This is a genomic window from Rhodanobacter humi, assembly GCF_041107455.1.
GTDB lineage: Bacteria > Pseudomonadota > Gammaproteobacteria > Xanthomonadales > Rhodanobacteraceae > Rhodanobacter_A.
The window spans coordinates 3,952,788-3,965,618 of record NZ_JBGBPY010000001.1 but is presented as its reverse complement, the minus strand read 5'-3'; the positions used below and the strand labels follow the sequence as shown (position 1 = coordinate 3,965,618).

General features: G+C 70.5%; 11 protein-coding genes. 4 read left to right on the top strand and 7 right to left on the bottom strand.

Features of this window, described 5'->3' with window-relative positions:
• Positions 1-30: 30 nt before the first annotated feature.
• The 3 genes from AB7878_RS17625 to AB7878_RS17615 all read right to left on the bottom strand — a co-directional run bounded on the left by AB7878_RS17625 (position 31) and on the right by AB7878_RS17615 (position 3,832).
• Positions 31-1,779: an ATP-binding cassette domain-containing protein gene (locus AB7878_RS17625; protein ID WP_369495601.1), complete on the bottom strand. Its 1,749-nt coding sequence runs from the start codon at positions 1,777-1,779 to the stop codon at positions 31-33.
• A 224-nt stretch (positions 1,780-2,003) separates the two neighbouring features.
• On the bottom strand, positions 2,004-2,621 hold the full coding sequence (locus tag AB7878_RS17620; protein ID WP_369495600.1) for a peroxiredoxin: 618 nt from the start codon (positions 2,619-2,621) through the stop codon (positions 2,004-2,006).
• 179 nt (positions 2,622-2,800) lie between these two features.
• Positions 2,801-3,832, bottom strand: coding sequence for a phosphoenolpyruvate carboxykinase (ATP) (locus tag AB7878_RS17615; protein ID WP_439653815.1), 1,032 nt, complete (start codon positions 3,830-3,832; stop codon positions 2,801-2,803).
• Between the two features lie 213 nt (positions 3,833-4,045).
• Here AB7878_RS17615 and AB7878_RS17610 point away from each other — a divergent pair, with 213 nt between their 5' ends.
• From AB7878_RS17610 to AB7878_RS17595, 4 genes are read left to right on the top strand one after another with little or no spacing between them, the layout of a single operon-like run.
• Positions 4,046-5,530, top strand: coding sequence for a B12-binding domain-containing radical SAM protein (locus tag AB7878_RS17610; RefSeq protein ID WP_369495599.1), 1,485 nt, complete (start codon positions 4,046-4,048; stop codon positions 5,528-5,530).
• A gap of 10 nt (positions 5,531-5,540) precedes the next feature.
• Positions 5,541-6,770 carry a nucleotidyltransferase family protein gene (locus AB7878_RS17605; RefSeq protein ID WP_369495598.1) on the top strand — a complete coding sequence of 410 codons (1,230 nt, stop codon included), beginning with the start codon at positions 5,541-5,543 and terminating at the stop codon, positions 6,768-6,770.
• A gap of 26 nt (positions 6,771-6,796) precedes the next feature.
• Positions 6,797-7,426 (top strand): class I SAM-dependent methyltransferase, encoded by a 630-nt coding sequence (locus AB7878_RS17600; RefSeq protein WP_369495597.1) that lies wholly within the window; start codon positions 6,797-6,799, stop codon positions 7,424-7,426.
• Positions 7,427-7,428: 2 nt separating this feature from the next.
• Complete coding sequence (locus AB7878_RS17595) at positions 7,429-8,361, top strand: flavin reductase (RefSeq protein ID WP_369495596.1); 933 nt, start codon at positions 7,429-7,431, stop codon at positions 8,359-8,361.
• 279 nt (positions 8,362-8,640) lie between these two features.
• Here the strand turns inward: AB7878_RS17595 and AB7878_RS17590 are convergent, their stop codons facing one another.
• Genes AB7878_RS17590 through AB7878_RS17575 form a run of 4 tightly spaced genes read right to left on the bottom strand, consistent with a single transcriptional unit; the run spans position 8,641 to position 12,831 of the window.
• Positions 8,641-9,486: a class I SAM-dependent methyltransferase gene (locus AB7878_RS17590; protein WP_369495595.1), complete on the bottom strand. Its 846-nt coding sequence runs from the start codon at positions 9,484-9,486 to the stop codon at positions 8,641-8,643.
• A complete protein-coding gene (locus AB7878_RS17585; RefSeq protein WP_369495594.1) occupies positions 9,483-10,601 on the bottom strand; it encodes an acyltransferase family protein in 1,119 nt (372 codons plus the stop codon). The genes AB7878_RS17590 and AB7878_RS17585 overlap by 4 nt, the downstream gene beginning before the upstream one ends.
• Positions 10,598-11,698 carry a glycosyltransferase family 4 protein gene (locus tag AB7878_RS17580; protein ID WP_369495593.1) on the bottom strand — a complete coding sequence of 367 codons (1,101 nt, stop codon included), beginning with the start codon at positions 11,696-11,698 and terminating at the stop codon, positions 10,598-10,600. Before AB7878_RS17580 ends, AB7878_RS17585 begins: the two co-directional genes overlap by 4 nt.
• Entirely contained in the window at positions 11,695-12,831 is a 1,137-nt protein-coding gene (locus AB7878_RS17575) for a glycosyltransferase family 4 protein (RefSeq protein ID WP_369495592.1), read from the bottom strand. Before AB7878_RS17575 ends, AB7878_RS17580 begins: the two co-directional genes overlap by 4 nt.

Below are 12,831 nucleotides of genomic sequence, written 5' to 3'. Positions count from 1 at the left end.
CGGCGCGGCACGCTCCAGATGCCTCTCGACTCAGGCACTGCAAGCCTGCCGCCGCGCCGTGCAGCGCAAGACGGCACTCCCGGCCATTGACGCCGGGAAGCCGCTTTCTATCGTCAGGCATTGATCCGCCAGCACCGCCACGCCGGGCCGGTGCGACACGACGACCAGGCTGGTCTGCGGCAGGCGGCGCTTCAGCGCGGCGAGGACGGCCAGCTCGGCGGCGGCGTCGAGCGCGCTGGTGGCCTCGTCCAGCACCGCCAGGCGCGGTTGTCGCAGGATCACCTGGGCCAGCAGCAGCCGCTGCAGTTCGCCACCGGAAAGCCGGCTGGACGCGCTGTGCAGCGTAGTGTCGAGTCCGTGCGGCGAGTCGGCCAGCCGCCGGTCGAGGCCGACGTCGGCCAGCGCGCTGCGCAGCAGCGCATCGGTGGCGTCCGGTGCGGCCCAGCGCAGGCACTCGCGCACCGAGCGCTGCCACGGCCGCACGTTCTGGCTGACGTAGGCGCCGTGGCGCACCCGTTCGCGATAGGCGTCGAAGGTTATCGGGCGACAGTCGAGTCGCGCCACGAAGACCTCGGGCGTCGCCATGCCGGCCAGCACGTCGACCAGGCTGCTCTTGCCGATCCCGGAATCGCCGGAAATCAGCGTGAGCTCGCCGGGCGCCAGCACCAGTTCGCCGACCTCGAGGCCCGCCCGCGGCGGCGTCAGCCGCATCCACTCGATGCGCAACACGCCATCACCGATCACCGGCCGCGGCGACGTCATGGGCGCAGCCGTGCGGTCCGCGTCCAGGCTCATGTAGCGCCGCCACAGCTCGAAGGCCGGGGCGGTCGAACGCAGTTGCTGGAAGCTCTGCCGCGTCGCCACCAGGTAAGGCAGCAGGCGCCCGAGCAGCAGGCACACGGCGATGAGCGCGGCGCGGTCCACGCCGCGCCAGCGATCGGCCAGCAGGAAGAGCACCGCGATGCCGAGCGTCGCCAGCAGTTCGAGTACCAGTCTGCCGGAGGCCACCAGTTCCAGCTGACGGCGATAGCCCTCGCCCAGGCGGGCCGCAATCGCACTGCAACTCGCCTTCTCCGCATCTTCGCGTTCGAACGAACGCACGTGGCGCAGGCGTCGCGGAAAATCCTCGCTGTGCCAGAACAGCTGGGTCATGTCGGCCACGTAGCGGCGCGCGACCAGCGCCTGCTCACGGCCGCAGGCGCGCGAGGCGGCCAGCCCGAGTCCGGCCAGCACCGGCACGGCCAGCAGCAGCGGCGGCGAGACCCAGAACGCGAAGCCCAGGCTGACCGCCGCGGTGATGCCGGCCACCAGCAGCTGCTGCAGCGCGCTGAAGCCCTGCACGAGGATCTCGACGTTGTGGGTGAGCACGTTGGCGATTTCCGCGGACGTCGCATCGGCCAGCGACGCCAGTGGCGCGTCGATCAGCCGCGCATGCACCCGACGGCGCAGGTTCACGCCGTAACGGCCGACCAGCCGTGCGCCGATCCGCGCCGCCTGCCAGCGCAGCAATGCGAACGCGCCGCTGGCCGCCGCAAAGACCGCCGCCTGCGCGCCGACGCTGCGGTGTGCACCGAGCAAGGCGCCACCGAACGGCAAGGCGTGGTCGGGCTGTACCAGCGGCACCAGCAGCAGTGCCGCCACGCTGCCGGCGAAGGCCGCGCCCAGCGACAACGCGACGTACACGGCGGTTTCCGCCAGATCCTTGCGCGCGAGCGTACGCAGCAGCGCGCGCAACAGGTCCAGCGAGCGGACGTGCAGCAGCGAAGGTTCGTCGGGCACCGCCGCCGGATCACGCGGCCTGACGTTAGCCGCGGTTCCGCAGGCGCTGCCCGACGATTCGGTGCGGCGTGGCTCCCTGGCCGGATTTCGCATGCCGGTGAGTGCGAACCACCGGACCAAAAGTTGTGCGTGGCCGGCGCAACGCCTCGCGGCCACCGCAGCGAACGAGGCCGCCGCAGTGGCGGCCCTGTCTTCCGGACGAACGCTCAAATGATCGGGTCGGATCACTGCGTCGGCAGCTTGCCCGCCCGCATGCCCTGCACGATGGCCAGCGACCGCGCCACGTGCTGGTCGGGCCGCAGATGGTCGGTCTCCGACGACAGCGTGGCGACGATCCGGCCGTCGCCGGCGATCACGAAAGTGGTGCGCGAGATGAAGCCATGGTCGATCGCCACGCCGCGCACGTCATTGATGCCCGGTTGCTCCGCCGTCATCTTGAGGTCGTAGGACGCCGCCACCTTGCCGTCGGGATCGGAGGCCACCGGGAACTTGCCGGCGCAATACTTCGGGTCGGACGAGAAGGCATTCAGCCGCTCGATGCTGTCGGCGGACACGCCGATGATGGTGGCGCCGGCCGCGTCGAACCTGGCCTTCTCGGTGGCGAAGGTGTGCGCTTCCAGATCGCAACCGCCGGTGTACGCCGATGGATAGAAGTACACCACCACCGGCCCGTGCTTGAGGGCTTCCTTCAGCGAGAAGCTGAAATCCTTGCCGGCGCGACTGGCTTCGGCCGTGAAATCCGGCGCCGTGGCACCGGGCTTGAGCGCGGCAAGCGCCGGCAACGCCACCAGCAGCGCCAGCAGCGCAGCGGTGGCCATCGATCCCGCAAGACGTGTTTTCATTTGCGACCCTCGCATGGGGCATCGACCCGGCACGGAACAACCCGCGCCGGGCCCCTGCCCGGTTGATGTTGAACCACTCCGATGATTCACCGGCCCCGGTCCGAACCGTTGCCTGCGCCGGCGGCAGGAACGTGGGTGCCGTCGCCGTCGGGAAAAGTTGCCGCCCGCCGCCGTGGCGATCAATGCGACCCGGCCAGCAGCGCGTGCAGCGCGGCGACGGCGTCGCGCGGATGACGCCCGCGGCGCAACTCGTGCACGCCGCGTCGGATCAGCTGCTGCTCGAAACGATCCCAACCGGGCTGCGTGGATGCATAGGGTTGGTCAGTGCGCAGGCGGGCGGCGACGTCGCCGGTACGGAGCGGACTCAGCAAGGCATCCGCATCGTCGGCCGCCTCGGCGGAGACGAACACCGCGCCGGCCAATGCCAGCGGTGTGGCCGCGAGCTGGCCGGGACTCTGGCGCAGGTCGGCCTCGAACTTCTCCACGCCGCTGCGCCGACGGATGCGCGGCGAGCGCTCGAGCCAGTCCCGCGCGGTACGGTCGTCCACGTGGCGCAACGCGTCGGCCTGCACGTGCAGGTAGTTGGCGACGCCGGTGGCGAGCAGGCTTTCCGGCTGCACGAAGACGGCGTCCTCGGCGAGAAAATCCAGGCCGTGCAGCAGGCTGTGCAAGGCCAGCGTCGATTTGCCCGCACCGCTTGCGCCCAGCAGCAGCACGCCGCGCCCTTGTCGACCCATGCAGGCGCCATGCAGCGGAACCAGGCCCAGCTCGCGCGTCGCCAGGGTGAACACGGCGAATTCCACGAGTTCGTAGCGCAGATGGTAGGGCTGGTCGAGCATGTCCTCCGAAGCCACCACCAAGGCCTGCCGCTGCGCGGGCGCCAGTACCACGTAGTTCGACGCGTCCATCACGCCGCAGATCAGGCCGGCGCCGGATTGCATCCGCACCGGCGGCGGCTCGGTGCGTCGTGGCAACGCCTGGCGCGGCAGCAGCCGCAGCTCGATGCGGAACTCCGGCGCGGCCACTGGCAAACGATGCGGCGGCAGGCCGGCATAGGCGGCTTCGACCACCTGCAGCAAGGCCGCGCTGGCGCTGTCGAAGCGGAAGTCGCCGCCCAGGAGCTGCTTGCGCACGGAGAACGCGGGGCCACTGCGCTCGCGGAAAGGGTCCGCGTCCGCATCCGGCACGCCGTGGGAGATCGTCAAGGCCATCCTCGTCGCGCGCGGCTCCGGGCAAGTGCCGAATGAGTGCGGCCGCAACGAAAAAAGGTTGCGCGCGCACGACCGCGCCACGCTGCCGCGGCTCGTCGTCGCGCAGGCAACCGAAGCCCCGCCACCGAGCACTCACTTCCCGCAAGAGCCGGCCCGAACGCAAACGTCGTCCGCCGCAGCAGCCCGTCCCCACGGCCCCCGGAGGCCATAGTGATGCTGAAGATCCTGGTCGGCCACGCTTACTACCTGAAGTACGACCGGAAGCAGTGGGAGCGTGGCAAACCGTATCCTCCGCTCGCCACGATCCAGGTGGCCGCCCTGCTGCGGCGGCTGGGACACGAGGTCGCGCTGTTCGACGCGATGCTGGCCGAGGGCGTCGAGGATTTCGCCGCATCGCTGCACGGCGTGCGCCCGGACGTGGTGGTGCTCTACGAGGACAACTTCAACTTCCTGACCAAGATGTGCCTGGGCCGCATGCGCGAGGCGGCGTGTCGCATGATCGCCGAGGCGCGTGCCGCCGGCGCCCGCGTGATCGTCGCCGGCTCCGACGCTTCCGATCACCCGGAGGCCTTTCTCGCGGCGGGCGCGGAGGCGGTGCTGATCGGCGAAGGCATCGCCGCGCTGGCGGAACTGATCGGCCGGCTGGAGCGCGCGCCCGACATCGCCACCCCGGCCTGGGTGGCCAGCCTCGCGGGCGTTGCCACACAGGTGGGCGGACAGCAGCAGCCGACGCGCGTCGGTGCGCTGCCGCCGGATCCGCGCCTGGTGGGCCACCCGGCCTGGGATCTGATCGACATCGAACGCTATCGCGCGATCTGGCACGAACGGCATGGTTTTTTCAGCCTCAACATGGCCGCGTCGCGCGGCTGCCCGTTCCGCTGCAACTGGTGCGCCAAGCCGATCTGGGGCAACCACTACATGCAGCGCAGCCCGCAGGATGTCGCGGCGGAAATGAGCCACCTGAAACATGCCTTCCAGCCCGACCACATCTGGATGGCGGACGACATCTTCGGCTTCCGCGTCGACTGGGTGACGGAGTTCGCCGAACACCTGCGCGCCAGCGACGGCGCGGTGCCGTTCACCATCCAGACCCGCGCCGACCTGATCAGCGAACGCATGGCCGCGGCGCTGGCGCAGGCCGGCTGTGCCGAGGCGTGGCTCGGCGCCGAGAGCGGCAGCCAGCGCGTGCTCGACGCGATGAACAAGGGCACCAGGGTCCCCGAGCTGATCGTGGCGCGCGAACGGCTGGGCCGGCACAGCATCCGCGTGGGCTTCTTCATCCAGCTCGGCTATCTGGGCGAGGAGCTGGCCGACCTGCTGGCCACCCGCGAACTGGTCGCGCAGGCAGCGCCGGACGACATCGGCGTGAGCGTGTCCTATCCCTTGCCGGGGACGCGCTTCTACGAACTGGTGAAGGCCCAGCTCGGCCGCAAGACGCATTGGCGGGACAGCGGCGACCTGGCCATGATGTTCCGCGGCGCCTACGACTCGGAGTTCTACCGCAGCGTGCGCGACCTGCTGCACGAACAGGTCGCGCTGCAGCAGGCCAGGGCCGGCACGCCGCCGAAACGCCAGCGTGCGGCCAGCGCCGCGCTGGCCGCGCGCTGGGATGCGCTGATCGCGCGCGAACACGCGCACCGCAACCACGATGCCACGCCGCCGCCCGTGCCGCAGCGCATCGCCTTGCAGCTGCGCTAGGGATGCCCTGATGCTGCCGCCGCTCGCCATCGTCAGAAGCGGCCTGCGCCGCACCACCGAGGCGCTCGCCGCCGAGCTGGCACTGGCGCAGCCGGGCAGCGAGACGCCCGCATGGAGCGAACTGGAGTGGGCGCTGGCCGCGGCCGCCGCCGTCGCGCACGGCGTGGCGCCGCTGCTCGACCGGTACTCGACCTGGGACCAGCCGGCGTGGCGGCATTTCCTTGCCGACCAGCGCACGCAGGTCGAGCAGCGCCATCGCCGCATCATCGACCTGCTCAAGCGCATCGACGCCGGTGCCCGTGCCGCCGGCTTTCCCGTCGTCGCGCTGAAGGGCTCGGCGCTGCACGCCGCGGGGATCTACGCGCCGGGCGAGCGGCCGATGGCCGACATCGACCTGCTGGTGCGCGAAACCGACGCCGCGACTGCGGGCGTGCTGCTGCAGGAACTCGGCTACGTGGCCTCGTTCGCGCAGTGGAAGCACCAGGTGTTCAAGCCCGCTGGCGGCCAGCCCTATGCCGGGCTGGGCGAGCACCGCGACGCACCGGTGAACATCGAACTGCACACGCACATCCGGGAGCGGTTGCCGGTGGCCGCCGTCGACATCACCGGGCGCATCCAGCCGAGCGAACCGCATCCGGGGCTGAACGACTACCCCTCGTGCGGCGCGCTGATGAGCCACCTGCTGTTGCACGCGGCGGGCAACATCTGCGGCCGCAGCCTGCGCCTGATGCATCTCAACGACATCTCGCTGCTGGCCACGCGCATGGTCGCGCGCGACTGGAACGAACTGTGGGGCGCCCACGGCGACGACGCGCCGTGGTGGGCGTTGCCGCCGCTGCGGCTGGTCGCGCGCTACTACCGGCATGCGGTGCCCGAGACCGTGCTCGCGCGGCTCGAACGCGATTGCCCGCCCCTGCTGCGCGCGGTCTCGCGGCGTCAGACCCTGACCCGGGTGTCGTGCTCCGAACTGTGGTTGCACGCGCTCGCCGGCATCGAGTGGTCGCGTTCTTTCGGCGAGGCCGCGCGCCATCTTGCGCGCCATGTCCGGCCCACGGACGAAGCCCGCAAGGAACGCGCCGACATGGCGCGCACCCAGCTCTGGCTGCAGGGACAGGACTGGGTCACCTCGCCGCGGCGCCGGCGCGCGCTGGCCTGGCTCGTGCGGCCGGTGCCGCGCATGGACACCTTGTACGTGGTGCGCACGGCGCTGGAGCCGCGCGCCTCATCGGCGAGCGAGTAGCGGACGACCGCAAGGCCATCGACGACATGCACACCGGCGAGCAGTACCACGAATTCATGCTGGCCTCGCCGCGGGACCGGAGCGTGCGCGCCAGGTTCCAGCAGCTGGCGCTGGGCCTGCTGCCCGCGGGAGCGTCCGTGCTCGACTTCGGCGCCGGCACCGGCATCGATGCGAAAACCTATGCCGCCAACGGACATCCGACCTTCGTGTTCGAGCCTTCGGAGGCGATGCGCGATTGCCTGCTGCGGCACTGCCGCGACGAGATCGAGCGCAAGACCGTCGTCGCGGTCGCCTCGCCGCTTGCCTGCAAGGTGCAGGCGGTGACGGCGAACTTCGCGGTCTTCAATCACTTCGCGGATCATGCCGCGTTGTTCGAGCAACTGTCGTACGTGGTCCGGCACGGCGGCTTCGTGCTGGCCAGCCTGCTCAACCCCTATTGCCTCGCCGACGCACGCTACCGCTGGTGGCGGGCGAACCTGGTGAACCTCGTGCGCCGCGGCCACTACGCCATCGCCAGCGAAAGCCGCATCCACCGCTTCGCGCCGCGGATCGTGGCGCGGGCGGCGGCGCCGCATTTCCGGCTGGAGCGCCGGATGCCCAGCGGCCTTGCTCTCGCAAGCCAGCTTTACATGTTCCTGCTGTTCCGGAGAGTCTGACGATGTGGAAGGACTGGGTCAGGCCATTCGTCCGTCCGCTGCCGCAATGGTCGGTGGTCGCCGTCACGCCACCACAGCGGGCGGTTGTCGCCAGCTTGCGCTGGGGCAAGGCCGCCGCGGATGTCACCACCGACCACACTGTGGCATCGCTACGGCCGCTCACCATCGCGACCAGCCTGGACGCCGGCCCGCACCCCGTTCTCGAGTACCGCGACCGCACCAGCGGCCGGCTGCTCGGGAAATTGCAACTGCTGCGCACAGCAACGGTCAGCGCCGAAGGCAGCACGCTCGCCCTCTACCACGTCGCAGCCGGCGGGCATCGCTGCCTGGCCTGGCCGCTGCGTCCGTGGAACACCTGGCTGCAGAACCGCCTGATGCGCAACGGCAACGCGTCGCCCCACTCCCTCATGGCGCCGATGGCAACCCAGCAGCTGATGATCGCCTACCTGTGCCCGCGGCCGGTCGTGCTCGTCTCCGTCGACGCACCGGGCCACCACAACCTCTTCCCGATGGACCTGATCGGCCCGCTGGGGCGCAGCGGGCTGTTCACACTCGCTCTGCGCAGCACCAATGTTTCCGTGCCGACGATGCGTGAGCAGCGCCGGATCGCCCTGTCCTGCATGCCGGCGGCGATGAAGGACGCCGTCTACGCACTCAGCGTGCATCACAAGCAACCGCTCGCGGACTGGACGGCACTGCCCTTCCCGGTCCGACGCTCGCGCACCTTCGGCATACCCGCGGTGGCCGCGGCGCTGCGCATCCGCGAGCTGGACATCGTGCACAGCGAGGAAGTCGGCTCGCACACGCTGTTCGTCGGCCGCATCGTGTCCGAGGAAACCCTGACGCAGGACGCGCAGCTGCACCACACGGCGGGCTTCCACCAGGCCTGGCGCCGCCGGCGCGGCATGCCGTTCTCGGAGGCGCGATCCGCCTGAGGGAAACGCTGATTTTGCTCGTCATCCCAGCGAAGGCTCATTACTGTCCGGAATACTTTGGACATGATGCTGAGATATGAGGCTGGGTACCGTCTACGCGAGATGTGACGAGTGAGTGACTCCATCTCCGGCAACGACCGGCTACCCGTACCGTCATCCCGACGCAGGCCGGGACCCAGTAGCAGCAAGGTCAGTTGAGCCTCACCGTCACTGGATTCCGGCCTGCGCCGGAATGACGAGCATGAAGCCGATTGATCAAACTCTCCTGAGCACGCGAGCTCACGCCTTCGTCGCCACCGCGATCGTCAGGCTTTGCAGGAAATGGAAATCCGGCCGCCGCAGCGCGTAGTGAGCATCGTCCGGATCGCACAGCCGTGCCAGCGTGTCGAAGTCCTCCTGGTGCAGGTAGGGCCGCAGGCGCTCGCCCCAGGTGTCCCGGAAGATCGCGTCGCGCAGGTAGCGCTCGTCCGCATCCGCGAGTGGCTGGACGCGCTCGATCATCCGCGTGCGCACCGCCACCTGCGGCAGGCCCGCCGCCTGCAGCCAGCCGACCAGCGCACGCACCGCGGTGAATTCGCGCTCGCTGCGGCCGTAGCGCTCGCGGTAGTACGCGCGCACCGCGTCGTTGACGCATCGTTCGAGACGGGCGTCCCACGCGAAAACCATGTCCGGCACCAGCGAGCTCTGGCCCAGCACGAGGCGGCCGCCCGGACGCAGCAGCCTGGCCAGGATCTGCACGCCGGCGACCGGGTCGTGCAGATGATTGACGGCGTTGACGGCCCAGACCAGGTCGAGGCTGCCGTCCGCCAGCGGCGGCTGCAGCATGTCGGCCTGCACGACAGTCGCCGGCGCCGGCGCACTGTGGCGGGCGGCATGGACATGCGCGGTCGCCAGGTCCATTCCCACCACCAGTGCACGATCCCCCGCGGATTCCTGGAACCAGCCGACCGCCTCGCCCGTGCCGCAGCCGGCGTCGAGCACGCGCGCATCCGCCTGCAGCGACAACGCATTGATCGCTTCGCGCAGCTCCGGCCGTGCGAAGGCGTTGAACAGCCGGAGCTTCTCCGTGTAGTCGCGCTGCGGAGTGTCACCGAGCAGTCCGGCCACGGTCTGCGTCCTGTTCATCGCAGCGGGCTCGTCGCCGTGCGGCATCCGTGCTCCTCCCGCGCGATGGCAGGCAGCTCGTTGCCGTGCCGCAGCCGCCGGCGCAGACGATTGAACGGGCGCTCGATCAGGAACCAGGACGACAGCGCCGCGAGGAAAACGAGCAACAGGTTCTGCGGGAATGCATGCATCCACGCGTCGGAGCGATGGTCGAGGAAAGGCATCTGCCACAGATACAGCGAGTAACTCAGCACGCCGATAAACACCGCCGGCTTCCAGTTCAGCAAGCGTCCGGCCAGCGAGTTCGCATGCCGCGTACTCGACTCGATCAGCACGGCGAGGCACAGGTTCATCAGCGGCGACCCCAGCAGGATTGCCACGGGATGGCTGCCCATGCGATTGATCAGCAGCACCAGCGGCACCGCGAGCACGAGCCAGCGGCTGCCGGTCAGGCGCAGGTACCACGTGCGGGTCAGCAGCCATGGCCGCAGCAGCGCCAGCGCACAACCCGTGGCCAGGTAATCGAACATCGCGGGGAAGCTCGTCAGCATGCTGCCCGGAAAACGGGGATCGACGTGGAATATCCATTCACGGATGCCCCAGCGCACCAGCGGACCGATGCAGATCGCCGCGGTCGCGACGAGCAAGGCGCGACGTTCGCGCAGGGCCAGCAGGGTCAGCGGCCACAGCAGATAGAACTGCTCCTCGACCGACAGCGACCAGAGGTGTCCGATCTGCAGGGAGCGGCCCGACTCGAAGTTGACCGTGTAGGTCAGCGCGTAGGCAAAGTCGCGGCCGCTCAGCGGCACCGCGCCCGCCGCCGTCGCGATCGCCATGACCAGGACAAACGCGTAGAACGCGGGAAAGATGCGCAGGATTCGGCGCAGGTAGAACCGCTTCAGCGAAATCGCCCCCGTCGCCTCGCGCTCGCCCATCAACAGCGAGGTGATGAGGAAACCGGAGATCACGAAGAACACCAGCACGCCGAGATGCGCGACGTCGCCGCACCAGCGGCCGTATTGTGCGATGGAAATGGGAAAACGCCGCGTCCCGCACAGATGCCCGTAGCACACCATCAGGATCGAGATCGCCCGGAACCCGTCCAGCGAAGGCATGCGGGCGCCCTGCGTGTTCATGCGGCGCGCAGACGCAGATAGAGCGCTTCGAACGCGCGCGCGGTGTGGTCGGCGTCCTCGCACAGCGCGCGGAGCTGCGCACCCGCGGCCAGGCGCAGCCGCAGTTCCTCGTCGGCTAGCAGGCGGCGGATGGCGTCCGCGAGCGCCGACGCGTCGCCGACCGGCACGGCCAGCGCCGCCGCCGGCGCCCACTCCGCGATGTGCCCTACAGCCGTGCCCACCGTGGGCACGCCCACGGCAGCGGCCTCGAGCGCCACCAGCGGCCCGGCCTCGTGCAGCGACGACATCACCAGCAGGTCGGCCGACTCCATCAGCAGGCGCAGTTCGCGCTGGGTCTTGAAGCCGAGAAAACGCACCCGTCCATCCAGCCCGAGCCGGCCGGCGAGCCGCTGCATCTCGCCCTGCAAGGTGTCCACGCCGACGATGTCCATTTCGAAGTCCGGCCCCGTCCCGGCCAGGATCGCCAGCGCGCGCAGCAGGGTCGGCTGGTCCTTGACGCGGTTGAGGCTGGCCACGTGGATCAGCCGGGCCGGCCCCCCGTCGCGCCCGCGCGGCGCACGCGGCGGCCAGGCCAGCAGGTCGACGCCCAGCGGTACGCGCCGGGCCTCTAGCCCGAGCGCGTGCAGCGATTCGAGGATCGGCGCGCTGGCGGCGGTGATCGCATCGGCGCCGCGCAGCACCACCGCTTCGCGCAGCCGCGCCTTCCACGTGCGCCGGCCGCCGTAGGCTATCGCGGGCAGCGCGACCAGCTCGCCGCCGGCGACATGCACCAGGCTCGGCCGCCGCAACAGCTTCGCCGCCGCCACGGCAACCAGGCTGCAGGAGCCGGAGAAGATCGCGTGGATCGCATCGAACGGTGCGCGCCTGTGCTCGGCGCGGATCGCCGCGATCGCGCGCAGCCGCGTCCGGCCTTCGCCGATGTTGTGGATATGTGCGCCGGCGAGTTCCCAGCAAGCCGGCGCCGCCTCCTGGTGCAGCGCGAAGACGTGCACCTCGTGCGTGCGTGCCAGCCGCACTATCAGCGCCAGCAGGGCCGGGATCACGCGGAACTCGCCGCTGCGATCCACTCCGCCGGGAACCACCAGCGCGAGCTTCATGGCACGCTCCCGCGGCGGTCGTCGAGCACCCGTGCATAGGCCTCGGCCCAGAGCCGCCCCACCGCCTGGAACGAGAGCGTCTCGTCGAAATGCGTGCGCACCTGTTGCGGCGAAGGCCGGCTCGCCGCGGCATCGACCAGCGCCGCGGCCAGCGCCGGCGCATCGCCGCACGGCCACAGCCGGCCGATGCGGCCGTTGCCGGTCAGTGCGCGGAACGCCGGGATATCCGTGAGTACCGGCGCGAGGCCGCAAGCCAGCGCTTCCATCGCCGCGTAGCCGCTGCTCTCGGCGCGGCTGCCGGAGACGAACAGGTCGGCGGCGCGCATCAGCGTCTCGACCTGCGCATGCGCCACCTTGCCCAACAGGTGCACGCGCCCGGCCAGTCGCCGGTCGGCATCGATGTGCGCCCGCACCTCGGCCAGCATCGGTTCCTCGCCGAAGGCGCACCACAGCTGCAGGCCGGGCAAGCGCTCCGCCGCCAGCGCGACGCCGTCGAGCACCGTGAGCGGATCCTTGCCGCGGTTCAGGCGCCCCACCCACAGCGCGCAAGGTGTGCCGTGCACGCCGGTCGCCGCACGTGCGTGGGCACGATCGCCCGGCGTGAAGCGGCTGCTGGATTCGGGAATCGCGAGCAGCCGTGTCGCCGGGGCGAACACGCCGGCGGTGACGAAGGGTCGCGCAAGCTCGACTGCCGTGAAGGCCACGCCCGCTGCTGCCGCGAAGCGACGACGATGGCGCGGCCGCCGCCACCAGCGCGGCAGCCGGTCGGCGTGGTCCTGGAAAAGCACCGGCATGCCCGGTGCGAGCTTGCCGGCGATCGCGAACGCATCGTCGACCCAGGCCAGGCTGTGCGCATGCAGCAGGTCGACGCCGCTGCCGTCCAGGGCATCGGCGAAACGGCGGCCCCGGCCTTGCGCCGTCCACGTTCCACGCAGATCGACGAGGCGGTAGTCGACGCCGGCGCGCGTCAGGCGCTCGGCATGCGCGGCCGCCTGCAACACGGTGACCCGGACGCCGGCGCCCGCCACCAGCTCCGCGATATCCGCCAGCGACGGCCAGCGTTCGAGCAGGTCCGCGAGGCCCAGGCCGCGGGGTGCGGGCAGGAAATTGATCTGCGCCACGTGCACCGGCAC